This is a genomic window from Variovorax sp. V118 (assembly GCF_041154445.1).
GTDB classification, from domain to species: domain Bacteria; phylum Pseudomonadota; class Gammaproteobacteria; order Burkholderiales; family Burkholderiaceae_C; genus Variovorax; species Variovorax boronicumulans.
The window spans coordinates 6,505,599-6,527,831 of the sequence record NZ_AP028663.1; the positions used below are offsets into that span (position 1 = coordinate 6,505,599).

The 22,233-nt window shown below is 60.6% G+C and carries 21 protein-coding genes and 3 pseudogenes; 3 read left to right on the plus strand and 21 right to left on the minus strand.

Annotated elements, in window-relative coordinates:
- Nucleotides 1-189 precede the first annotated feature (189 nt).
- The 13 genes from ACAM52_RS30285 to ACAM52_RS30345 all read right to left on the minus strand — a co-directional run bounded on the left by ACAM52_RS30285 (nt 190) and on the right by ACAM52_RS30345 (nt 12,155).
- Complete coding sequence (locus ACAM52_RS30285; RefSeq protein WP_139701220.1) at nt 190-852, minus strand: amino acid ABC transporter permease; 663 nt, start codon at nt 850-852, stop codon at nt 190-192.
- Entirely contained in the window at nt 849-1,511 is a 663-nt protein-coding gene (locus ACAM52_RS30290; RefSeq protein ID WP_369630365.1) for an amino acid ABC transporter permease, read from the minus strand. The genes ACAM52_RS30285 and ACAM52_RS30290 overlap by 4 nt, the downstream gene beginning before the upstream one ends.
- A 58-nt stretch (nt 1,512-1,569) precedes the next feature.
- Nucleotides 1,570-2,442 (minus strand): transporter substrate-binding domain-containing protein, encoded by an 873-nt coding sequence (locus ACAM52_RS30295; protein WP_139701218.1) that lies wholly within the window; start codon nt 2,440-2,442, stop codon nt 1,570-1,572.
- Nucleotides 2,443-2,496: 54 nt separating this feature from the next.
- Entirely contained in the window at nt 2,497-3,270 is a 774-nt protein-coding gene (locus tag ACAM52_RS30300) for an amino acid ABC transporter ATP-binding protein (protein ID WP_139701217.1), read from the minus strand.
- 34 nt (nt 3,271-3,304) lie between these two features.
- Nucleotides 3,305-4,081, minus strand: coding sequence for an amino acid ABC transporter ATP-binding protein (locus ACAM52_RS30305; protein ID WP_139701389.1), 777 nt, complete (start codon nt 4,079-4,081; stop codon nt 3,305-3,307).
- Nucleotides 4,082-4,142: 61 nt separating this feature from the next.
- Nucleotides 4,143-4,784: an amino acid ABC transporter permease gene (locus ACAM52_RS30310; protein ID WP_369645387.1), complete on the minus strand. Its 642-nt coding sequence runs from the start codon at nt 4,782-4,784 to the stop codon at nt 4,143-4,145.
- 9 nt (nt 4,785-4,793) lie between these two features.
- Nucleotides 4,794-5,447, minus strand: a complete 654-nt coding sequence (locus ACAM52_RS30315) for an amino acid ABC transporter permease (RefSeq protein ID WP_139701215.1) — start codon at nt 5,445-5,447, stop codon at nt 4,794-4,796.
- A gap of 31 nt (nt 5,448-5,478) precedes the next feature.
- Complete coding sequence (locus ACAM52_RS30320; protein WP_139701214.1) at nt 5,479-6,306, minus strand: transporter substrate-binding domain-containing protein; 828 nt, start codon at nt 6,304-6,306, stop codon at nt 5,479-5,481.
- Between the two features lie 47 nt (nt 6,307-6,353).
- Entirely contained in the window at nt 6,354-7,349 is a 996-nt protein-coding gene (locus tag ACAM52_RS30325) for a glutamate cyclase domain-containing protein (protein WP_369645388.1), read from the minus strand.
- Complete coding sequence (locus ACAM52_RS30330) at nt 7,346-8,629, minus strand: selenocysteine synthase (protein WP_139701212.1); 1,284 nt, start codon at nt 8,627-8,629, stop codon at nt 7,346-7,348. The genes ACAM52_RS30325 and ACAM52_RS30330 overlap by 4 nt, the downstream gene beginning before the upstream one ends.
- Before the next feature lie 12 nt (nt 8,630-8,641).
- Nucleotides 8,642-9,721, minus strand: coding sequence for a glutamate cyclase domain-containing protein (locus ACAM52_RS30335; protein ID WP_369645389.1), 1,080 nt, complete (start codon nt 9,719-9,721; stop codon nt 8,642-8,644).
- A 13-nt stretch (nt 9,722-9,734) separates the two neighbouring features.
- The gene (locus ACAM52_RS30340) at nt 9,735-11,234 is read right to left on the minus strand and encodes an aldehyde dehydrogenase family protein (protein ID WP_369645390.1); all 1,500 of its coding nucleotides are present in this window, start codon (nt 11,232-11,234) and stop codon (nt 9,735-9,737) included.
- Nucleotides 11,235-11,267: 33 nt separating this feature from the next.
- Nucleotides 11,268-12,155, minus strand: coding sequence for an NAD(P)-dependent oxidoreductase (locus tag ACAM52_RS30345; protein WP_369645391.1), 888 nt, complete (start codon nt 12,153-12,155; stop codon nt 11,268-11,270).
- 248 nt (nt 12,156-12,403) lie between these two features.
- Between ACAM52_RS30345 and ACAM52_RS30350 the strand changes: the two genes are divergently transcribed.
- Entirely contained in the window at nt 12,404-13,339 is a 936-nt protein-coding gene (locus ACAM52_RS30350; protein WP_139701208.1) for a LysR family transcriptional regulator, read from the plus strand.
- 128 nt (nt 13,340-13,467) lie between these two features.
- Here ACAM52_RS30350 and ACAM52_RS30355 read toward each other — a convergent pair.
- A pseudogene (locus ACAM52_RS30355) lies at nt 13,468-13,668 on the minus strand (IS701 family transposase); the annotation flags it as partial.
- A gap of 221 nt (nt 13,669-13,889) precedes the next feature.
- Between ACAM52_RS30355 and ACAM52_RS30360 the strand changes: the two are divergent.
- Nucleotides 13,890-14,199, plus strand: a pseudogene (locus tag ACAM52_RS30360) (DUF3363 domain-containing protein); the annotation flags it as partial.
- Here ACAM52_RS30360 and ACAM52_RS30365 read toward each other — a convergent pair.
- The 7 genes and pseudogenes from ACAM52_RS30365 to ACAM52_RS30395 all read right to left on the minus strand — a co-directional run.
- Nucleotides 14,200-14,376 (minus strand): annotated as a pseudogene (locus ACAM52_RS30365) (aspartate aminotransferase family protein); the annotation flags it as partial. It abuts the pseudogene before it with no gap.
- A gap of 96 nt (nt 14,377-14,472) precedes the next feature.
- Nucleotides 14,473-16,020 carry a gamma-glutamyltransferase gene (locus ACAM52_RS30370; RefSeq protein ID WP_369645392.1) on the minus strand — a complete coding sequence of 516 codons (1,548 nt, stop codon included), beginning with the start codon at nt 16,018-16,020 and terminating at the stop codon, nt 14,473-14,475.
- 11 nt (nt 16,021-16,031) lie between these two features.
- The gene (locus tag ACAM52_RS30375) at nt 16,032-16,883 is read right to left on the minus strand and encodes an ABC transporter permease (RefSeq protein WP_139701204.1); all 852 of its coding nucleotides are present in this window, start codon (nt 16,881-16,883) and stop codon (nt 16,032-16,034) included.
- 14 nt (nt 16,884-16,897) lie between these two features.
- Nucleotides 16,898-18,427, minus strand: a complete 1,530-nt coding sequence (locus tag ACAM52_RS30380) for an ABC transporter substrate-binding protein (protein WP_369645393.1) — start codon at nt 18,425-18,427, stop codon at nt 16,898-16,900.
- A gap of 19 nt (nt 18,428-18,446) precedes the next feature.
- Nucleotides 18,447-19,391, minus strand: a complete 945-nt coding sequence (locus ACAM52_RS30385; protein WP_139701202.1) for an ABC transporter permease — start codon at nt 19,389-19,391, stop codon at nt 18,447-18,449.
- The gene (locus tag ACAM52_RS30390; RefSeq protein ID WP_139701201.1) at nt 19,385-20,401 is read right to left on the minus strand and encodes an ABC transporter ATP-binding protein; all 1,017 of its coding nucleotides are present in this window, start codon (nt 20,399-20,401) and stop codon (nt 19,385-19,387) included. The genes ACAM52_RS30385 and ACAM52_RS30390 overlap by 7 nt, the downstream gene beginning before the upstream one ends.
- Nucleotides 20,394-21,380: an ABC transporter ATP-binding protein gene (locus ACAM52_RS30395; protein ID WP_139701200.1), complete on the minus strand. Its 987-nt coding sequence runs from the start codon at nt 21,378-21,380 to the stop codon at nt 20,394-20,396. Before ACAM52_RS30395 ends, ACAM52_RS30390 begins: the two co-directional genes overlap by 8 nt.
- Nucleotides 21,381-21,712: 332 nt before the next feature.
- On the opposite strand from ACAM52_RS30395, the gene ACAM52_RS30400 reads away from it, so the two are divergent.
- Nucleotides 21,713-22,099, plus strand: coding sequence for a transposase (locus ACAM52_RS30400; protein WP_369630372.1), 387 nt, complete (start codon nt 21,713-21,715; stop codon nt 22,097-22,099).
- The last annotated feature ends 134 nt before the right edge of the window (nt 22,100-22,233 follow it).

The following is a 22,233-nucleotide window of genomic DNA, read 5'->3' on the forward strand; positions in this document are numbered from 1 at the left end:
CCACGCCATCCAAGATGACCTCGAAGTCCCTTCTTTTGGCTTCAGCTGCCATTACGGACATCGGCAGGTCTCGCAGGCGAGGAACGGCCAGGAGACCTTGCACACCAACCAATGGCGACGGAGCGGGACAAACCGTGGTCGTGGCAGGCCTGCCTCGTTCTTGGGTAGGGATATCGCTGTTCATGATGGTTAGTTTCGGAGCCGACGTTCCAGGTAGTCGGAGAGCAGGGTTAGCGGATAGCAGATGACGAAAAAGACAACGAGGACACCACAATAGATTTCGACCGCATGAGCGTCATTGCTCACGTATGCCAGCCGTTCGATCATTTGTCTCGCCGACCCCAGCAAGTCGGTGACGCCGACGACGGATGTGAGCGCGCTGGCCTGAATCAGCACGGTGAGTTGTCCGATGTACGGAGGGAGGAATCGCCGGAGCGCCTGGGGCATCACTGCAAACACGAGTGCATCGAGCTTGCCCATACCAAGAGCGCGGGCAGCTTCCGTCTGATGGGACGAAATCGACTTGAGCGCACCTCGTGCGGTCTCGGCGATGTTCGCGCCGCCCCAGAGCGCGAGCCCAAGTACCGACGCCGTGATGGGCCCGGTGCTGATGCCGACGTGTGGCAATGCGAAGAAGACAAACAAGAGTGTTATCAGCGAAGGAACACCCCGGAAGACATCGATGTAGATCCGCACAACGAACTTTACCCAAAGCGTCGTGCTCGCGGAGAGCGCTCCGACGGCTACTCCGATGGCTGTCGCGACGAGCGTTGTCAGCAAGGAGACCCAGAGCGTGACGTATAGCCCGCTGAGCATGTGCGATGCGACGGGCCCCATCCATTCCTGGTTCATTTCACGGCTCCCAAGCCGGGCACTGCGACCGCCTTCTCAAGCCTGCGGGAGGCCATCGCAATAACGTTTGAGACGATGAGATAGGCAAGCGCTGCAATGCCGAACACCTGGAACACCTTGAACGTGTCTGCCACCATGCGATTGGCTACGTACGTAAGCTCCTGATAGCCAACTGCGATCATGAAAGACGACGATCGAAACTGGGTGATCGCCATAGTCGTCGCAGCAGGAATTGCTGCACGCGCACCAAGGGGAACGGTAATGTCCAGAAAGGCCCGAGGAGCAGACATTCCGAGCGCTCGAGCAGCGAGCACCTCGTTGGGGTTCACAGCACCAAAGCCTGCTCGGAAGATTTCCGTGTGGTATGCAGCCCCCCAAAGTCCCAGCGCCAGCCACGACGTCTCGAACGGCGAGAGCTTTACTCCAAGGTCCGGCAACGCGAAGTAGAGCATCACGACCTGGACCAAGAGCGGCGTGCACCGGAAGAGATTGGCGTAGCAAGCGATGAGCTGGCTCAGCACCGGAATGCGCGCATGGCGCGCTGCCCCCATCAGCATGCCCAGCGCCATACCGAGGGTGATGCCGATGCCACTAACAAGCAGCGTCCGGCCTAGCCCGTCGAGCAGAACGAGCAGTTCGTTCGTGAAATTCGGTGTCATATCGGTTCCTCCCGGCGATCCACCCTACGTGGTCGGATGGGCGCTCTTTTTTGATTCCTTACTTCAAGCAGTCGAGCGCGCCGGACTTTGAGTAGTCCATCTTCATGCTCGGTCCGGGAACAATCTGTCGATACTTTGCAGCGAACGCAGGATCCTTCACCTCCGCCGAAAAAGCCTTGTAGAAGGCATCTTCGCCACGCATCTGCTCGAGCACCGCATTAACCCAATCGAGCATCGGCTTGTTGCCCTTCTTGACCCCCACGCCTTGAACTGCGGTCGCGGCCAATGTGCCGACAACCTTGTAGTTCTTCTGCATCTGAGTGAAGTTGAAGCCATACACATCGATGTAGGCGAAGGCATCGGTACGCCCTTGCGTGAGCATGGTGGCGCCTTCTGCTGCGGTCTGGGCTGTCACCAAGTTTGCTTGCGGGTAGCACTTCTGCAGCCAAGTCTGGTACGTGCTGCCAGTCGGCGTCACGACTGTCTTGCCGGCGAGGTCGGCGTAGTCATTGATCTTCGAGTCCTTGGGGACAATGAGCTGAAGATTGCTGGCCCAAATTGGATTGGAGTAATCGAGTTGTTCTGCACGCGCTGGTGTATATGCGAGCGAGGCCAGAATCATGTCGATCTTGCCGGACTGAAGGAATGAAACGCGGTTTCCATCGTTGACGCACTGAGTCTTCAGGCCATCACCGGTGCCGAAGGCGGCTTCACCGATACGCTTCACCAGCGTGTACTCGTACCCGGCAGGTTTGCCGTCGATGCCAACGAAACCAGCGGGCGGGTACGTGCAGTTGATACCGACGGTCAGGAAGCCGGTTGCCTTGACCTCTGGCGGCAGCGGAACGTCCACCTTGGGCGCGGCGGCCATTGCTGCAAGAGGGGCGAAGCTCATGGCGGAGACCAGGGAAGCAATCAGCGATTTCTTCATGACAAGCTTTCAGGACAGACAGGGGGACGTTGAGAAAAGAACAGCGGCATCGAGCTAATGCCTGGTCATGCGAGACAGGAACTGCTTCGTGCGCTCGTGTTGGGGACGGTCGAGCACTTGAGCAGGAGGGCCCTGTTCGACGATGTTTCCGCCGGCGACCAGGACGAGCCGGTCGCCGACCTCCCGAGCGAAGCCCATCTCATGGGTGACAACGAGCATGGTCATGCCGGACTTGGCCAGATCTTTCATCACCGCCAGCACCTCGCCCACGAGCTCCGGGTCGAGCGCGGACGTTGCTTCGTCGAAGAGCATCACGTGCGGCTGCATCATCAGTGCCCGGGCAATGGCAACGCGTTGCTGCTGGCCACCGGAGAGCTGGTCCGGATAGCTGTTCGCCTTGTCGGCAAGACCGACCTTCCGCAGGAATTCGTGCGCGCGCGCTTCCGATCTACCCGTCGACTCCTTGAGCACTCTTCGCGGAGCGAGTGTCAGATTTCGAAGGACGCTGAGATGAGGAAACAAGTGGTAGTGCTGGAACACCATGCCCACGCGCTGACGAATCTGGTTCTCGTTGAGTGAACCTCCTGTAAGGTCCTCTCCCTCGAGAAGGATCTGACCAGAGTTGATTCGCTGCAGCAGGTTCGCGCAGCGAAGTAGCGAACTCTTTCCGCCGCCGCTAGGCCCCACGATCACGACGACTTCCCCTCGGCGAACCGAGAGGTCCACACCCTTCAGTACGGCGTTATTGCCATAGGAGAGATGAATTTTCTTCATCTCCAGAATGGGTTTCTCACCAGCGAGAGCGACGGATGAAGCAAGTGCGTTCATTCTTTTGGAGGTGGGAGATTGACCTGAAGAGGGACTAGGCAGCCGTCGCCGCGCTCTGGAAACGCTTCACGAACGCTTGAAAACGTTCGGTTTTGGGGTTCGCGAACACGTCGTTCGGAGGCCCGTCTTCGATGATGGATCCTTGGTAGAAGAAGAGAAGTCGGTCCGCGACATCGCGTGCAAACTGCATCTCGTGCGTGACGATGATCATCGTCATCCCCTCTGTGCTGAGATCGCGAAGCGTCTTGAGGACCTCATCGACCAGCTCTGGGTCCAGGGCCGATGTCACCTCGTCGAACAGCATCACCTTCGGCCGCATGGCGAGGGCACGGGCGATGGCCACGCGCTGCTGTTGACCGCCGGAGAGCTGAGATGGATAGTGGTTCGCCTTGTCTGCCAGTCCGACCTTGGCCAGCAACGCCTGGGCATGTTCGCGAGCTTCGGCCTTGGACTCCCCATTCACCAGTACCGGCCCCATCATGATGTTCTGGATGGCCGTCTTGTGGGGGAACAGGTTGTAGTTCTGAAAGACCATCCCCGCCTTGGTCCTGAGACGGGCAATCTCAGTCTCGGATTGCTTGATCCTCTTAGAGCCGCCGGCCGAGGAGTTGTAGCCGACAGCCGCACCATCGACAAGGATTTCGCCTGCCTGGAAATCCTCGAGGTAGTTAATACACCGCAAGAGCGTCGACTTGCCGGACCCGCTGGGTCCGATGAGAACGACAACCTCGCCCTCCTTCACTTCGAAGGAGATGCTCTTCAAGACTTGGTTCTCGCCGAAGCTCTTTGAGACGCCTCGAACTTCGATCATGGGCCGGCTAGTCGGCAGGGGCTGTGCATTGTTCATGGTTTCCAGGCAGTTCGTTTTGCGACTACGCCGCCGCGTAGCGCCGCTGCAGATAGGTCGCGCAGAGTGAGATCGGGTAGCAGATACAAAAATAGATAACCATCACGGTGAAGAAAATCTCGAAAGCGGCCAAAGTACGCTCGACGACCTCACGCGATGCATACGTCAGTTCCCAGACGCCCACGATCGAGGCGTACGAAGTGCTCTTCACTGCAATGGACGCAGTGGTTACCAATGGCGGGAGCGCGAGACGCATCCCAAGGGGAAGTTGAATCTGCATGAGGACTTGTCTCCAACGCAGGCCGATAGCCAATCCGGCCTCCACGGTGCTCTTGGGCACGGCAAGGATTGAACCTCTCACGATGTCGGCCACGAAGGCCGCAAAGTAGATGACCAGGGCGATGGTGGCAGCCACGTAGTTCGGCGCGTCAACGCCCAAACGCGGCAGGCCAAAGTAGGCGATGAAGATGAGGACCAGGACGGGAACCCCTCGCACCACATACACATAAACTGTAAGAACCGATCGGACCAGTCGGCCGCTCAGCGCTGCCGCGACGCCCAGGGCGGAACCAACAATGAAGCTGAGGACGACCGTAGCGACCGCCATCTCCAGAGTGACAAGAGCTGCCTTCAGCAGATAGTTGATATTCAGAAATGCGACGTCCATCTGGTTTCCTCAGTTGCGCTTGCGCGAGAAAATCTCGAGCCAATGAAAACCCGCGCTGGCGAGCGTTGTGAGTACGAGATAGAAGGCAGCGATGACGATGAAAACTTCGTATGAGGCGGCTGTCCGCTCCATGACGAGCTTTCCGCTCAGCGTGAGATCCACCACCCCAATGCCTGCGACAAGAGACGTGTCCTTGATCAGCACGACCACTTGGTTCCCGATGGCCGGTACAACCTTGAGCACGGCCTGGGGAAGGACAACTCGGAAGAAAACGCCCGCAGGTCGAAGGCCGATGGCTCGCCCTGCATCCCACTGGGTCCGGGGAACGGCGCTGACTCCGCCTCGAAAGACCTCTGCCAGGTAGGCGGTGTGCTGAACCGCGATGGCAATTGCACCGCAATAAATTCCGTCGAGCCTGGAGCCAAGCAGCGGCGCGCCGTAATAGACGACAAGTATGAGCAGGAACGTTGGCACGTTTCGCAGAAACTCGATCACTGCGTACGTCGGTGCCCAGATGAGAGCATGGTTCGAGAGCCGCATGAGGACCACGCCCATCCCGAAGGCAACGGCAACAGGAAGGCACATGCCCACCAGCGTGAGCGTGACCAGGAATCCGTTGAAGAACTCCGGTAACCATCCCCAAACCATGTTCAACCAGCTCATACTTGCTTTCAGCTCCAGGGGGTTTCGTCGATTACTTGACGTAGTATTTCGCGTTCATCGGCGCCTTGCCAAACCACTTCTTGTACGCGGCCGAGTAGTCGTTGAACATCGAACCGGCGCGCATCTCGTTGACGTAGGTGTCCAGAGCCAGCCACCACTTGAAGTCGCCTTGCTTCATATAGATGGCGTTGTTGGTGACTGCCGTCATGCGCTCCTCCAGTACACGCACATCTTTGTTCTGCGTGGCGTACCAGAGGGCGACAGGCTCGTCCAGTTGAGCAGCGTCCACACGCCCGCCCTTGACCGCAGTGAACTGAGCCCCGATCGAGTCGAGCGTGGTCGTCTTTGCTTTCGGGAAGAACTGCGCGGCGCGTGCGGCCTGGACGGGTGTCGAAAGGATCGCTGTCGTCACCTTGTCGGTGTTGAGGTCCGCGAACTTCTTGAACTTCGAGTCGGCCTTGACGATGACAACGATCGACGAGTCGATGTATCCGCGGGTGAATGCAACGCGCGCAATGCGGTCGGGAAGAACGGTTGCGACGTGGATCCCGAAGTCCACCTTGCCGCTGTTCACGTTCTCCCAGCGAGCAGCCGAACTCTGCTTGACGAACTCGATGTGCTTGGGGTCGTCGCTGCCGAAGATCCCTTTTGCGATGAGCTTCGCCATGTCGATGTCGAAGCCCGTGAGTTCACCTTTCTCGTCGACAAATCCGAAGGGCGGCGATTCGCTGCTGACACCGACGATGATCTTGCCGCGAGCAAGAACCTCGTCAAGCTTCGACTTCTCTTGAGCCATCGCGGTTGACGCGATGACCATGCCTGCCAGTAGCAGACCGAACGATTTAAGGAGTTGGCGCATTTGAAGTTCCTCGTTGCGTTGTAAAAATGGGGGAGTTCGGTTCAGGGTCAGCTCAGTGCGGGCCGCACGACGGCACGCACCATCTCGGCAAATGCGATATGGGTTTCGAGAGCCAAGCCATCAACATTGGCATCGACGATGTTCTGCACAGAGTTGATGAGTCCGATGTCGACGCCGCGGGTCAGCAATTGGCGCTCCATCTCCGGCGTATGAAGGAGTCGCGCATCCTTGCGCCTGGCGGCCATGGCGCCTGCAATCGCGTTGCAGCCCCAGTTCGAGCATGCGGCGGTCACCAGCACGTCGGCGGAAGTGACGGCAGCGATGGTTTCGCCGAACTTCACGTGTGCGTTGACCGCCTCGGTGACAGCCCCCATACCGATTTCGTTTCCGCCGTCGCCCACTGCAACGGTGGGGATACCTTGTCTGATGGCTTCATCGAACAAGATGTCTATGCGCGACCGCCCCATGCCGTAGTCGATTGCCCGCATGCTGTAGTAGACGCCGTCCTTGGCTCGACCAACACGCTCCGTCGATAAGAACAGGCTCGGCTTGTAATTGGCGAGCAACTCCTTGGCTGCTGCAGGCGCCTCGTCATCTGACGTCGTGAATGGGAGAAGCGAGGCGATCGCCAAAGTCCCATCCTTGGACGCAATCTGCGCCTGGTCGTACGGCAGCACGGTCAACCCCGCGCTGGTCAGTATGGCCTTCATTCCAGGCAATAGCGTGGCCTCTGCAAGCAGGACGCAATGGACACGCTTGGAGATGGCTAGGGCGCGGATGACGGCAGCGGCTCCTGCGGGGCCGTCGTTCTCACCGATTTCGGTGGAGATCCAGGCGCGTGACACCGACCCCGTGGTGACGAAGACCGTCGCGCCGTCCGGCACCGACAAGAGCGCATCGGCCGCGGCGCCGACGAGCGTCGTGCCTTGCCGGGCGCGCGCGGCCTTGTACAGATGTTCGACACCACGGCCGCCGATGTCCATGCTGACCAGCTTGTCGAGCCGCTCGTCGATGGCGGCAAGCGCGCCGCTCACCGCGGTCATTGCGAGGCTCCCACAATGAGTTCGGCAAGCTCTTTGGGCTTGTCGACGTAGCGGGCCACTTCATCGAAGGAGGCCACCATTGCATCGACAACCTTGGACATGCCACCCACACGCTCGATCGCACCGTGGGTCGGCTTGAGACGGACCGATACACGGGCACCGGGCTGGCCATGGGTATTCACCGTCAGGATGCCGTGGTCACGCAGCAGCACCATGCCGAGCGCCGAGGTGATTTCACAGGGAACCAGATCAGTCCCCGATGGGGCCTTGCCGGCGCGGCGAAAGACTTCCTGGAGGGCGAGGTCTTCTTCAATCATCGGACCAAGATCGCTCACGGCGACCAGATCGGTTCCCATGCGGTCTCGCAGTGCCGCCGCGAGCTGCTTGCCGCTTTCCGCTTCGTCCAGAAGATCCTTTGGAGAGAATCGCTGCAATGAGCGAAGAGCGCTCGCTGCGATGGGGGCGCGCGCCTCCATCCCGAACTCGGACGCTTTTGCAGAAATGCGCGTGATCAACAGCGGTCGGCCTACCAACAGCCCTGAGCGTGGCCCCGACAGACCGGCCTTGTCGCAATTGGTGATGGCGACGTCGCCACCGAGGTGAAGACTCTTCGCACCGCCACGCAGGACCGGCCGCATCCGGGCGCCGTATGCCTCGTCGAAGAGAACCGCCGCGCCGCTTGCCTTCGCCACCGCCGCGACATCCATGGAGACGTTGTCGTCCAGATATTCAAGGCTGCTGGTGACGGTGGTCACGACCACCAATGCGGGGGCCTTTTCTTCTATGACCGACGCCCAGTCCTTGTCTCCCTGGACCTCATGCAGGATGACCTGCGCGATGCCGCATCCGCGGATGACCGACGCGTGCGACCGGCCGCCAGGCGGGACCACGGACACCACCGGCTTCCCGTCGGCGAGCGCTGCAATAGTGGCAATGATTCCAGCGCTCGTCCTGTTCACTGGTGCCACCATGTCGCCGGGCTGTCCGCCCATGTGCTCGATGGCGACCTGTCGGAGTTCTTCGGCGTAGAGCCCAGGCCCCACCCATTCTTCACAGTTCGTTGTGAGGTCTTCGACGTTCAGCGGGAACTCGCGTTGGTTGCCTGTGAACACGCCGATCGACATCGCCCCGAGACGGCGGATGCGCTCTGCCGCGACCGACTGACCTTGGCGCAGTCGTCGCGCCTCGTCGACGCTCGATTGAATGATTTTCCCGCGTGCAAAGCCGACGATAGGGTCGAGCGGATTGCCGAGGGAGTCGGTGGGCTTCTTGACTTGCATTTTTTGTCTTGGTTACGCAGTGGCAGCGGTGCGAATGGACATGCGCGCCACGGCACTCAGAAGATTGACAAAGGCGAGGTGGCCGTCGAACGCAATGCCGTCAACGATCATGGCCTGCTTCGAAGTGGCCCCGTCGCGCGCGCCTGCGGCCACAGTCACTGCTATCAGTTCATGTTCTGTATCGGCGTCGTGCAGCAATTCCTCGTCACCGACGAGCACCGCGAGTGCGGTTCCGACGGCGCACGCGCCCCAGTTCGACACTGCGGCACTCACCGTCACATCGGTTGCCACCACGGTGACCACACCGGACTCGTGCCCTGCCAAAGAGCGGCCACGCAGCGGGAGGACGCCCCGGATGGACTCCCGGACCGCGCCGAAGCCCACCTCGTTGCCGCCATCACCGATGCCAATCGTGACAATTCCAGCTTCCGCTGCGTGGTACGCGAGCAGATAGACGTAGCCAACGGCCAGCGGGTCCCGACAGTCACCGCGAACCCCGTGAAATTGCCCTTCGACGTTGGGACCGTCGCGTTCCACAAAGACCACCGCGCTGGGGCGATGGGTTTCGATCAGGGCCCGGGAGCGCGTCTGCCCGCGATTCATCCCGATGGGGAACGACTCGATGGTGATGGGCTGGACATCGCGATCCGGCTTCTCTTCGGCCCAGACAGCGAGCTTGGCGTTCATCAGATCGACTGCGGCCTTGATGGGCGCCATGTGCGCCTCCTCGGTGACGAAGACGACTTTCGCGCGCAGCCCTTTGACCAGGGCGGCTGCGAGTGCTGCAGCCCCGACCGGACCGTCGGTCTCGCCCCATGGGAGCTTCGGGGACACACCTGCGCCTGTAGCGATGAAGACTGTACTGCCAGGTACAACCTTCTCCTTGAGGGCAGCTGCAGCGGCCATCGAAAGTGGGCCCTCGTGGTGCGCGCGGCAGACCTCGTACATGGGCACGACGATCCCCGGGGGAAGTCCCCCACTGAGGGGGCGAATTTCGAGCGTCATCAGACGGTCGATTCGGTTTCCCGTCTCGACCTGCTGCGACGACAAGCCCTGGGTCCAGTAGTTCGCCGATGTGGAGGTGCTGTTCACGAGGGTCCCCGGGTTAGATACCAAACGTGACGCTCTTGCGGCTGGTGTAGCTCTCCAGCGCACCTTCGATGGAGTACTCGGCACCGATGCCGCTCTGCTTCGCACCACCGTAGGACATGCCAGGAATCTGGCCACCGGCACGATTCACCTGGATCCAGCCCGCATCGAGCTGTTCGGTGGCACGCATTGCCGCGCCGATGTCGTTCGTGAAGACGTAGGCGGCAAGACCGTAGTGCGTGTCGTTAGCCATGGCGAGAACTTCGCTCTCGTTCTCCCACCCGATGGCCACGAGGACAGGGCCGAACACCTCTTCGCGGGCAATGCGCCAGGTGTTGTCGACACCCGTGAAGATGACGGGTGTCGGGAAGTAGCCCTTGGCATCGCCGGCGGCCGGCGGCAACGTGCCGGTCTCTACTTTCGCGCCGGCATCCATGGCTTCCTTGATGAAGCCACAGACCGCGTTGTAGCGTTCGGCATTGATGACCGCGCCGATGTCGGAGGCTTCGTCGAGGGCGTCGCCGACCTTCAGTGCATTGACCTTCTCCACCAGGCGTGGCATCACCTTGTCCCAGATGGACTTGTGCAGGAACAGACGCGAGCCAGCGGTACACGATTGGCCCTGACGGGCGAAGCGCATCGCCGCGATGATGTTGTTGACCGTGGTGTCCAGCATTGCGTCGGTACCGGCGTCCGGGTAGACGATGCAGGGGCTCTTGCCGCCGAGTTCCAGGGTCAGATGCCCGATGCGGTCCGCAACAGCGTGCGCGACCTTTTGACCCACTTCGTGCGATCCCGTGAACGACACCTTGGCGACGTCGGCATGGGTGCTCAGCGGAGCGCCGGCTTCCAAGCCTTCGCCGGTCACGACGTTGAAGACGCCGGGCGGGAAAATGTCCGCAGCGAGCTCGGCGATGCGGATGACGGCGAGCGGTGCATCTTCTGCCGGTTTGAGAACCAGCGTGTTGCCCGTTCCGAGCGACATGCCGATCTTGACCGCGGCCAGGACGAGCGGCGAGTTCCAGGGGATGATGGCCCCAACCACGCCGAAAGGCTCGCGGGTGGTGTAGCTGAAGAGGCCAGGCCCAAGCGGGAGGGTCTCGCCTTTTTGCTCTGCGATAACGCCGCCATAGTAGCGAAGGACTTCGGCGGTGCTGGCAACCTCCGGCCGGCTCTGGGTGCGCAGCGCATTGCCCGTTTCCGCAGCCAAGATCTTTGCGATTTCCTCGGCGTTTGCGGTGATGCGGTTGCCGAACTCGATCAGCATAGCGCCGCGTTCGCGTGCTGCCCTGCGGCGCCATTTCGGGAATGCCGCTTTGGCAGCCGCAACAGCGACATCGATGTCGCGCGAGTCGGCCGCACCGATGGTGGCGATGGTGTCGAGGCGGCACGGGTTGATGACGTCAAGCGTCTTGCCGCCGATGGGCTTGCGCCATTCGCCGTTGATGAAATTGCCGGCGAGGCCGGACGTGGGAAGGCTGACAGGGCCGTAGGTGGACTTGGAGATGGTATTCACTTGGATGTTCTTGGCTGGATGGGGGAGACGCGCTTACGCGGCGGCTTGCAGGCGAACGCCCAGCAGTTCCTCGTAGATTTCGCTGACGCTGGTGGAGTCCTTGCCGCCCATGCCCTTGGCACGTGCGGCGTTGTAGGTCTGCTTGACCAGCTGACCCAGGGGCATTGGGTAGTCGGAGAACTCATCGAGGCACAGGCCTAGGTCCTTGTTCATCAGGTCGATGGCGAAGAATGCCGGGCGCTCTGCGGTGAACAACGTCTTCTGGAACCAGTCAAGCATCTTGCTGCCGGCCATGCCTGCGCTCATCACGTCGCACAGCACTTCCAGGTTGCCGCCAGCTTTGACGCTGGCTGCAAGAACTTCGCCCAGCGCGACAGTGTTGATTGCCACCACAAGGTTGTGGCTCAGCTTCGTGAGCTGGCCGGCACCGATAGCGCCGCAGTGGACGATGCGTCCGGCCAGGTTGTTCAGCATCGGCGTGACGCGTTCGAGGACAGCGGCATCGCCACCGACCATCACGACCAACTTTCCATTCGTGGCACCCGCAACGCCACCGCTGACGGGCGCATCGAGAAAGTCGACACCCTTCTTGGCTGCCTCGGCAGCCAGAGCCTTGGTCGTTTCAGGGTCGACGGTGCTGAAATCGATCAGGATCGCCCCCTTGGTCAGCGACGCGAGCACACCGTCGGCGCCTGTGATTGCCGACTTGAGGATGGCGGGCGTAGGCAAGCTGAACAGAACTGCATCAGCCCCCTCAGCGGCTGACTTGGGATTTGCGGCCGCGGCCGCCCCCTTGGATACCAATTCGTCGACAGCGCTGCGGTTCGGGTCAAACACAGTGACCTGGAAACCCGCCGAAACCAGTCGCGCAGCCATTTGCGCGCCCATCTTGCCGATACCGATAAATGCAACGTTCTTCATTTCCTAAGCGCTCCTGTTTGGATGCGATGGACTGTAGGGAGAGCGTGGCGTGTGGATAAGACCACCAATGCTTACGGGAATCGTTAGAATTTCTTTCCTATTGTGGTCCTCCAAGTTGGTGCGTGTATAGAGGCATCAAAATTGCATGCGTAGGCCCCCTTGCGTCATTTCATTGGGGAATACCCTGATGCCAAGAGCTCGAGGGATATTGCTGCGAGAGTGGAGGCGTTAGCTTTTCTGTCGTTCAGATGCTCAACCTGTCTCGCCTTCACCTTCTCAGCGAACTTGCCGTTCTAGGGACCATCGCCAAGGTGGCGGAGGCTGTGAACCTCACACGTCCCGCTGTCTCGCAGCAACTGGCCATCCTGGAACAGGAGACGGGCACGGTGCTGTTTGAGCGCTCAGGCCGAGGTGTTCAACTGACGCTGGCGGGTGAAAGCCTGGTTGCAAGGGCCGGAAAAGTGCTGGATCTGGTGAGCGAGATCGAATCGGACCTCGCGTCGGCCAAGGGCTCCGTGGCGGGCGAAGTCCGGATATCGGCGTTCGGCTCGGTTGCGACGACCTTTATCCCGGCGGTGTTCGAATCGTTGATACGCGAATACCCCCAGCTTGACCTTCGTTTCGAGGAACTCGAGCCCGGCGAGAGCCTGAAGGCTGCCGCTGCGAAACAAGTCGACCTAGCACTGGTCGATGACTCCATCAGTGCCGAGGCCCTCTCGAGCATGCTGTACTTCCGCCCCGTCTACGAGGATCATTTCGCCGCAGTGATGGCCGCGAGTCATCGACTCGCGGGAGCTTCTTCGGTCGGCGTGACTGACCTCAAGGCCGAGAACTGGGCCATCAACAGAAATGCGCAGACATATAAGACGCAAATCGTGAATGCCTGTCATGAAGCCGGGTTCGCCCCGCGCGTAGTTGCAAGTTGCCGAAACATGGCTGCGACGCTGGCGATGGTGCGCACTGGCTATGTCATCACCGTCTTGCCGGCGCTGGCGCTGAGGGCGGTGGTCGCAGACAGCGCATTCCGCGTCATTCCCCTACAGCCACTGATGGCACGACGAATCTTCGTTGCAATGGCCCAAGGGACCTTTCGCCGGCCAGCCATCGCCGCCGTACTGAGAGCTCTGGACGGAGTGATTCCAAGCTTCGCGGACGGCTTTGGCACTCTCAGTGTGATGAGCTAAAAGTTCATTGACCTATTCTTGAGCATCGCGGCCTCTCCTGTACCGTACGTACTCAACGAGGCTGCAATGAGCGGAAGACCTAAAGCGATGCTGGTTTTGACGTACACCGAACGCGAAGAACTCTAGTCTTACTGTGTCACAAGAGTAGTTTTGCACTTGCCCTTCCGCAGCAGGGGCACTGGCCGAGACGAGCGATCAGCTGATAGCTCAGTCGATGGCGCAGTGTCGTGATCGACGTCCGTACATGGCGCTGCGCGCGCAGGACTTCCGCGGGGGATGTAATCCACAGGAAGGACAGGCACCTGGCGTTTGATGTTTTTTTTACCGCCGACAGACTTGTCAGCGACGAGGCGTTCGCCTGCGGTGGCTTGCTAACCTGTCTAGCCTAACCATGATCGGGGGCTACTCCCGCGGGAGTATGTAACGACGCCGTTCAGCATAGTAAAAAACGTCAATTGCGCGGCCTTTTGGAGTTGTTTCTTGCCATTGACCGCATACGGCGCCTCGCCAACCTGCCGGGACCATCGAGATCGATGTCGGCGGTGTGCGGGTGGGGCCGCGCACCGAGCTGGAGATCCAGCAGACGTTGCGGCGCGAGGTGGAACAAGAGCGGTGGACGAACCTAGATCGAACCTTGAAGCGTGAGGCTGGTGACGACGGCCGGGTGCAGATCGAGCGCTTCAACGAATTACGGCTGCAACGCCAGCGCCTGCTGTTGATCGGCCGCCTGCAGCGTTTGCAGCGCCTAAGTCTGGCCGATGAGGTGCACCTGGGCCGTTCACGCCGATGCCGAGAAGACCTTGCGCACCCTGGGCGAGCGTGGCGACATCATCCGCACCGTGCAGCGGGCCATGAGTGGTGACCTGCGCGTGCATCGCCGCCAGGACGTCGGGATGCCCATGCCCAAGACATGACACCGCGGCACCGCCGGATGCATCGATGTAGCGCCGGCCTTAATTGCCGAAGATCTCAATGCCGCGGGCAGCGAGCGCCGTCGGCGGGAGGCTGCGCAAAGAACGGTGAATGATTTTTCTCAAGTTGGTCCTACCTGATATCAAAGTACGAGTTCAAAATGGTTCCTGCCGCACCGCCAGGCCGTAGAGCGTCGCGACCTGTCGTCTGCCGTCAGCCGCTTATGCGACCCGACATGTCCCATCCCATGAGGGGTCTGCTGCGCCGTCGAGGCGTCCATCCGCGCGTTCTCCGACAACCTGGACGATTCCAAGGTGGCTCTCGTGCCCAAGGGCATGGACTTCCACGCGCGACCAATGAGCGCGCAGTGCCTCGATGACCTCGTGGCCTGCATCTGCGTGTACCCTTGGACAGCCATCCTTGAAATTAACGCGCGGCGCTCGCAAGGCTTCGGGCAACCCCAGCCCTCGGTCCACAACGTTGACGATGGTTTGGGCGACGGCACCGGGAATCCGTTCGCTTCCGGCTCCACCAAGGGACAGAAGCACGCGACCTCCACGCGAAACGATGGCCGGCGTCATTTCCGTCACATCGCGGGCACCTGGCACCGGGTCGGAGCCCATGCGGTAGCTCTTTGCAGGAAACAGACCGAAGGAGGTGTCGGTGCTGCGAAGGCCGAAGTGAGGTCCGATCGACATGGTCAAAGCGACAGCCATGCCGCTCGCATCCAGTGCCGACAAGTGCGTGGTGTCCTGGTCCTCGCGTAGCGCTTGAGTCGGGAGTTCGGACGCAACGCGGGCATGCGGGACACTCCCATTGATCAGGCTTTGTGAAATTGCATCCCCCCTCTTGGCAACGAAGTGCGGGTCGATGAGCGCTTCAAAGGGCAGTCCGTCGGGCTTAGGTTCGAGCGATCCCAGTCGTTGTGGGCGGTCTTCGAAACAGGTTTCGATGATTGCAGCCAAAGTGCATGCTTCACGGCCGGTAAGCGCAGGGCCGAATTTTGGGAGGCGATCGAGGATCGCCAGCATCTCCAGCAGCGTGTGCCCCCAGCCTTGGCGGCCAATGGTCGTGACTTGGCAGTCGCGGAATTGGCAATGCAGGATTTCACCTTCCCGTGCATCGGCAGCTTCCAAGTCCTCAATCCGCCAATGCCCACCGCGGGCACGAATGCCATCGACGAGCCGGTTCGCGGTCGCACCTGACATGATGGCGGGGGCGCCACCTTCACCGTAGGCCCGCAACAGGCCCGCAAGCTTCTCGTGCCGGAACAGCGCTGGCGGGCTTCCCCCATCCAAATACGGACCCGCCCCCGCTTCCATCAGTTCCGACGCACGAAGCGCCCAAACGGCGGCAAGGTGGGGAGGTGCAGAGGATCCTTCGTCCGCGAGCCGAGCCGCCGGCGCGACGACCTCCGCCAAAGACAATCGGCCATGATCGTGATGGAGCTTGCAGAGGGCGTGCGGCAAGCCAGGAATGCCCGCCCACCGCAGAGGCCCTGAGCCTAGATCGCGCGGCAACGAGGCAGGAATCGAACTTGCCCCGTCAATCGCAAAGAAGCCACCTTGTTCGGTTCGAACAACAATGTGGCAGCGACCGAGCAGGCTTGCGTTTGCAGGATCTGCAACGCAGAGCGTCAGGGCAGCCGCCACCGCTGCATCGGTGGCATTGCCTCCCGCCCTGAAGATCGCTTCACCGGCCGCTGTTGCCGCCGGTGAACCCGTAGCAACGACGCCGCCTCTCGAATCTGTTTGACCACGCGCAGACATGTTTCTGCCTCCTAATTTTGTCGAGCTGTCCGGGGGTCGAAGACGTCGCGTAAGCCATCCCCCAGGAAATTGAAACCGAGGACGGTTACGAAGATCGCCAATCCGGAGTAGATCGCTATAGAGGGCGCAATTTCCATCACCGTCGTAGCTTCCTGCAGCATCCGTCCCCAGGAGGGGGCAGGTGGCGGCAAGCCGAGACCCAGGAAGCTGAGCGCAGCCTCACCCAGCACGGCTCCAGGGAAGACGAGCGTCGTCTGAATCAGGATCGGCCCAGAGCAGTTTGGAAGGATGTCCTGGACCAGAATCTTCACGGGCCGTTTCCCCAGAGCTCGGGCGGCGAGCACGTAGTCCTCTTCCTTGCGCTGCAGCACTGTCGCGCGAACGACCCGGGCAAATCGAGGGATACCAACGATCGTCAGCGCAAGAACGATGGCCCAGAGGCTGTCGCCAAGCGCGGCCACCAGAGCAAGGGCGAGCAGAAGACCGGGAAACGCGAGCAATGCGTCCATGGCACGCATTAGGGACGCGTCGGTGGCGCCGCCGGCGTAGCCTGCAGTGCCGCCCAGAGCGACACCGAGAACCAGCGAACAGAGCGTGACGAGCAATCCCACCTGCAAGGAAATCCCGGCGCCGTAGACCAGGCGAGTCAGCAGATCTCTGCCGAACTGGTCTGTCCCCAACCAGTGGCCATTGCCTGGCGCACCAAGCGCATTGTCAATGTCCATGCCGTTCGGGTCCCAAGGCAGAACCAAGGGAAGGACGAGCGCGGCCGCAACCACGAGCAGGACCAATGCGACACCTATGAAGGCCAGCCGGTTACGCAGGATGCGCAGCCCAAGCGCCTTTGTTTCCGAGGAGAGCATATTCAAAAGTCCCTTTAGCGGTTCAACCAGGTTTTTGCAAGGCCACCGTCGGCAATTGACAGGTCACCGTCTGCGTTGGTGTTGAAGTCCTTCAATTCCTCGCGCCACGCGAGTGTTCGCGGTTCGAAAAACAGCATGAGGCTGGGCACGTCGCGCCCGATGATGTCGAAGACTTGCTGATACGACTCCTTGCGCTTCAGGGGATCAGACTCGACTCGGGCGGCATTGAGCAATTCGGTAACCTTGGGGTTTTCGTATCCGCCTGCCAAGTAGTTCGCAGGTCCCGCCTTGAGGTAGAACCGGCTGAAGCGGAAATCGGGGTCGTTGTAGCCGCTGGCCGCGGAAATCGCGAACTGGAAGTTGTAGGCTTTCATGCGCTGGTTCAGCGCCACCCAATCGGAAACTCGGATCGTCGCCTGGAAGCCGACTGCATTCAACTGGCTCTGGATCACCTGAGCATCGCGTCGGTACTCCGGTTTGCACTCGATCGTGATGGGAAGCCCGTTCTTGAATCCTGCTTCCGCCAGAAGTGCCTTGGCTTTCGCGGGGTTGCTCTTCACTGGATCACCCTCCAGTCGCCAGAACGATCCCTTTTCCCAGTTCTGGTTGTCGACTCGCCCAAATCCGGATGTCAGAGCCTGAACGAGCATGTTGCGGTCGATTGCCAGATTGGCGGCCTGCCGAACCCGTGGGTCATTGAAAGGCGGCTTCGTCGTGTTCATGATCGCCGTGTGCCAGACCGCGCTGGGGGCAACGAGAAGTTCGAATCCACGGGATTTGTTGGGCGCAAGGGCCGGCAGCAACTGATTGGGCACAGACGTGATCAGGTCGACCGCACCGGTGCGCAGCGCGGTCATCCGCGCGGCGTCATCGGGCACCGGCAGAAAAGTCAATGAGTCGATATACGGCTCGCCCTTGCGCCAGTAGCCTTCGAATTTCTTCATCGTGACGCGCTCTTTACTGCCTTCCGTCAGCGCAAAGGGGCCCGTGCCGATCAGATGCGTGATCGTCCCATCGGGATTGAGGGTTTCCTTTGGAATGATCGCGGCCCACACGCCTGAAAGCGTCGTCAGGAACGGAGCGAATGATTCCTTGAGATGCACCGTGACCGTGTTCGCGTCCACCACCTCGATCTTGTCGATCACGGACAGTTCACCACGACGGCGTGAGCCGGTCTTCGGGTCAAGCATTCGGTCGAGGCTGAATTTCACGTCACCGGCGGTCATAACACGACCGTTGTGAAACTTCACGCCCTGGCGGAGTTTGAAGGTATAGACGCGCTTGTCTTTCGACACCGTCCAGGATTGCGCCAGCCAAGGGACAAAATCGCCCTTGAGATCGCGGTTCAGCAAGCCTTCGGCGATCTGGCCGAGAATCCAGCCCGTACTGTCACCCTGGATAACCGCTGGATCGAATCCGTTGGTCAGTGAACTTGTCTCTAGACCTACCTTCAGGGTGCCCCCATTCTTAGGTGCCCCTGGCGATTGCGCTGATGCTGCGGCGGCAACCAGGGCCAGCGAGGCAGCGAGGTGCTTGAGTTTCATGGTTATGTTTCCTGGGCGTTCAATGGAGTTTCACGCGTGGATCGAGGAGTCGGTACGACAGGTCGACCAGCAAGTTGACGAGCATGCAGACCGTGGCCATAACGAGCACGATCCCTTGGATCATGGGGTAGTCGCGTTCCGCAACGGCGCTCACCGCAAGCTTGCCGAGACCCGGCCATGCGAAGATCGTTTCAGCGATGACGGCGCCTTCAAGCAGACCGCTGAACTGAATGCCGATCAACGTGACGGTTGGAATCATCGCGTTCTTCAACACATGCAATCCGATCACCATGTTTTCTGGTGCGCCTTTTGCGCGGGCCGTCCGGACATAGTCGCGCCCCAGCTGCTCAATGACCTCGGCGCGTACCAGACGGGTTATGTTCGCCGCCATGGCGGTTCCTAGTACGAGCGTCGGCAAGATGAGGTGACGCAACGCATCCAATGGTTGAGAAAATGGCGCATACCCCATCGATGGCAGGAGACCCAGGTACTGGGCAAAGACTAGGATCAACAGGATCGCGAACCAGAAACTGGGTACCGAGATGCCGATCAAGGCGCTTCCCATAGCGAGAAAGTCAACGGCGGTGTTTCGGAACAGTGCCGCCGTTATGCCAAGCGGTATCGCGATCAGAACTGCGAGCAATGCAGAAGAAAAGGCGAGTGTCAACGTCGCGGGAAAGCGCTCGGCGATCATTTCCAGCACGGGGCGCTTTGTCGATATCGATGTCCCGAAGTCACCTGAAACGACGTTGCCGATCCAGGTGATGTACTGTGCAGGTAGCGAGCGGTCAAGGCCATACTTAGCTCTCATCTGGGCCTCGACCACGGGATCGCTGTTCCCTTCGCCCATCAGCACCTCGATGGGGTCGCCCGGCACGAGGTGCACCAGCAGAAATACGAGCATGGAAAGCAACACCAAGACCGGAACCAGTTGCAGTACCCGGCGCAAAATGAACTTCAACATAGACTGGACTCCTTGCTTTGCGTCCAGACTGGGCCGCGGTCAACGTCATTGAGCCGGATACATGCAACTTCTCGGCCATCGCCCTGCGTGCTCAGTCGTGGCACGACCTGGGAACAGGCGTCGGCGGCATAGAGGCAGCGGGTGCGAAATGCACAACCCGCCGGAGGGTACAGGGGGCTTGGCAACTCACCACGCAAAGGCACGTGCTGATGACGTCGAGTTGGATCCGGAACAGGGACAGCCGACATCAGGGCACGCGTGTAAGGGTGCGCTGGATCCGTGAACAACTTTTCGGTCGGCCCGATTTCGACGATGCGTCCCAGATACATCACTGCCACGCGGTCGCAAAACGCACGCACCACCGAGAGGTTGTGGCTGATGAAAAGAAAGCTCAACCCAAAGTCGGCTCGCAATTGCGAAAGAAGGTTGAGGATTTGCGCCTGAACCGATACATCGAGCGCAGAAACGGCTTCGTCCGCGACCAACAACCGCGGCTGCGGCGCCAATGCCCTAGCAATACAGATGCGTTGGCGTTGTCCACCTGAAAATTCGTGAGGATAGCGAGCGTAGTCTTCCGCTCGCAAACCCACGCGCTCAAGAAGTTCTCCTACGCGCGCGCGTATGTTGCCGCCGTCCAGGCCATCTGCGATGCTCGAGCCAACGCTCCTTCGCGGGTTCAGGGCCCCGAATGGATCCTGAAGAACAATCTGCATCTGCTTTCGCAGCTCGCGCATGTCTCTGGCGCTTGCGCTGCCCAGATCGCTTCCGTCAAAGCGCACGTGGCCAGAGGTCGGCGTATAGAGCTGAAGGATGCTTCGGGCAAGCGTGGACTTTCCACACCCCGACTCGCCGACGATACCGAGCGTTTCCCCGCTCGCAAGTGTGAAGGAAACGTTTTCGACCGCGTGGAGCCATCGCGTCGGGCGTCCGAGAGCATTTGTTTCGATGGGAAAGCGCTGCGTGAGACTCTCGACTTGAAGGATTTCGCTTTGTGTTGATACGTCAAGCATGGAGCCAGCACCTCACGGAGTCGGTGCCGATCCGCACCAAGGGTGGAGTTTCGCTGCAGCGGTCGTGGACCTGGTCGCAACGATCACGGAACGGGCAGCCCGCTGGGACATGCCGCATCGAAGGCGCACTGCCCGACATCGAAGGCAGGGGCTCGTCAGTGCGCGGAACGTCGACCCGTGGAACCGATCTGAGGAGCCCTTGTGTGTACGGGTGCCTTGGATGGGCAAAGAGTTGAGCCGTCGGTGCCTCCTCGACAATTCTTCCGGCGTACATCACCGCGATTCGGTCTGCCGTTTCGGCCACGACACCGATGTCATGCGTGATCAAGACGACCGCCGTCCCCAGATCACGCTGCAAGTCCGCGATCAAGTCGAGTATTTGAGCCTGCACCGTAACGTCCAGGGCCGTTGTGGGTTCATCGGCGACTAGCACCGCCGGATTGCAGGACAGCGCCATGGCGATCATGACGCGCTGTCGCATACCGCCCGACAGTTCGTGGGGGTATTGCCTCAGCCTGCGCTCAGCATCCGAAATGCCGACCTTGGATAGCATGAGAACTGCATGCTGCGTTGCTTCGCGCCGACCTAAGCTCGTGTGCAGCCGTATCGCTTCCGTCAGCTGGTACCCCACCGTCAGCACAGGGTTCAGCGAGGTCATCGGCTCCTGGAAAATCATCGCGATGCGATGCCCGCGGATCTTCGACAACGCCGCACGCCCCAGGGCGGCGATGCTTTGTCCGTCGAGTCGTATGTCACCTGCCGTGACTGGTGCCATCCCCAACAGCGAAAGAGCGAGCGTGGATTTTCCGGAGCCGGACTCACCCACGATGGCAAATGTCTCGCCAGGCTCGAGATCGAAAGAAACCTCGACGACCGCCTGGATCTGTCCATCCTCGAGGTCATAGCGCACCGACAGATCGCGCACGCTGAGGACGGGGACCGATGGGTCGATGCGTGACGCGTCCTCGCCTGTGGGCATCACAGGTTTCCCTGCTGCTGAGCTGCCTAAGTCGACGCCTGACGCAAGTGCGGTTGAGCGATTCATTTCACACGTGAACATTGGATTTACGGGCCATGTTGTCTCTTCGTTACGGCGAGCATCAAGACTCGCTCACCATTTAACTTAATCCTAGCGCAAAAGAAGCGAATGATTCATTGGTGGAAACCATGAAACAAATGAACCGAGATTCGAGCTGCCGTGGCCCGGTCGGGCGGCAGCGTTGCGGCTGAGCGTGGTGGACTGTTGCGGGTGGTGAGCCAACACTGACAGTCGAGCAGCTGCACTGGCTGCTCGATGGCATCGACCTGGCGGTGGCGCACAAGCATTCGCAGCGCCTGCACATCGCCAGGGCCGGTGGGCTCGCGCACCTGGGGCGTTGGGTTCACGCGCGCCGACCGTTCCTCAAGGCCGAAGACGCCATCCTGAATGCCGCACGTTCACAGGACCGGGTCGCCAGGCAATGCGTGCAGCTCATTGGCAAGCTGTATGTACCGCGCCGAGGCGCTGGCCAAGGACTGGGCCCGGAACGCCGGTTGCGGCTGCGCTCGCGCTATAGCCGCGCGGTCGTGCGCGAGATCGAACGGCTGCTGCTCACGCACCTGCACCGTGTCGCGCCGTCCAGCCTGCTGGGTGAGGCGCTGCACTACCTGCACGAGCAGTGGCCCAAGCTCGTGCGCTTCCTGGACACTGACACCTGACCGCTGAACTCCAACCCGGTGGAGAACACCAGTCGGCCGTTCGTCGGCAGACGCAGCTGGCTATTCGCCGACACCGTGGGCGGCGCAAACGCAAGCGCCAACCTGTACTCGTTGATCGAGATCGCCAAGGCCAA

Coding starts and splice junctions, on each gene's coding strand:
- ACAM52_RS30370 (WP_369645392.1), bottom strand. CDS start 16,020: ATGTCTGCGCGTGGTCAAACAGATTCGAGAGGCGGCGTCGTTGCTACG.
- ACAM52_RS30315 (WP_139701215.1), bottom strand. CDS start 5,447: ATGAGCTGGTTGAACATGGTTTGGGGATGGTTACCGGAGTTCTTCAAC.
- ACAM52_RS30320 (WP_139701214.1), bottom strand. CDS start 6,306: ATGCGCCAACTCCTTAAATCGTTCGGTCTGCTACTGGCAGGCATGGTC.
- ACAM52_RS30290 (WP_369630365.1), bottom strand. CDS start 1,511: ATGACACCGAATTTCACGAACGAACTGCTCGTTCTGCTCGACGGGCTA.
- ACAM52_RS30395 (WP_139701200.1), bottom strand. CDS start 21,380: ATGCCCACAGGCGAGGACGCGTCACGCATCGACCCATCGGTCCCCGTC.
- ACAM52_RS30330 (WP_139701212.1), bottom strand. CDS start 8,629: ATGCAAGTCAAGAAGCCCACCGACTCCCTCGGCAATCCGCTCGACCCT.
- ACAM52_RS30295 (WP_139701218.1), bottom strand. CDS start 2,442: ATGAAGAAATCGCTGATTGCTTCCCTGGTCTCCGCCATGAGCTTCGCC.
- ACAM52_RS30375 (WP_139701204.1), bottom strand. CDS start 16,883: ATGCTCTCCTCGGAAACAAAGGCGCTTGGGCTGCGCATCCTGCGTAAC.
- ACAM52_RS30380 (WP_369645393.1), bottom strand. CDS start 18,427: ATGAAACTCAAGCACCTCGCTGCCTCGCTGGCCCTGGTTGCCGCCGCA.
- ACAM52_RS30345 (WP_369645391.1), bottom strand. CDS start 12,155: ATGAAGAACGTTGCATTTATCGGTATCGGCAAGATGGGCGCGCAAATG.
- ACAM52_RS30285 (WP_139701220.1), bottom strand. CDS start 852: ATGAACCAGGAATGGATGGGGCCCGTCGCATCGCACATGCTCAGCGGG.
- ACAM52_RS30325 (WP_369645388.1), bottom strand. CDS start 7,349: ATGACCGCGGTGAGCGGCGCGCTTGCCGCCATCGACGAGCGGCTCGAC.
- ACAM52_RS30310 (WP_369645387.1), bottom strand. CDS start 4,784: ATGGACGTCGCATTTCTGAATATCAACTATCTGCTGAAGGCAGCTCTT.
- ACAM52_RS30305 (WP_139701389.1), bottom strand. CDS start 4,081: ATGATCGAAGTTCGAGGCGTCTCAAAGAGCTTCGGCGAGAACCAAGTC.
- ACAM52_RS30390 (WP_139701201.1), bottom strand. CDS start 20,401: ATGCTTGACGTATCAACACAAAGCGAAATCCTTCAAGTCGAGAGTCTC.
- ACAM52_RS30300 (WP_139701217.1), bottom strand. CDS start 3,270: ATGAACGCACTTGCTTCATCCGTCGCTCTCGCTGGTGAGAAACCCATT.
- ACAM52_RS30385 (WP_139701202.1), bottom strand. CDS start 19,391: ATGTTGAAGTTCATTTTGCGCCGGGTACTGCAACTGGTTCCGGTCTTG.
- ACAM52_RS30350 (WP_139701208.1), top strand. CDS start 12,404: ATGCTCAACCTGTCTCGCCTTCACCTTCTCAGCGAACTTGCCGTTCTA.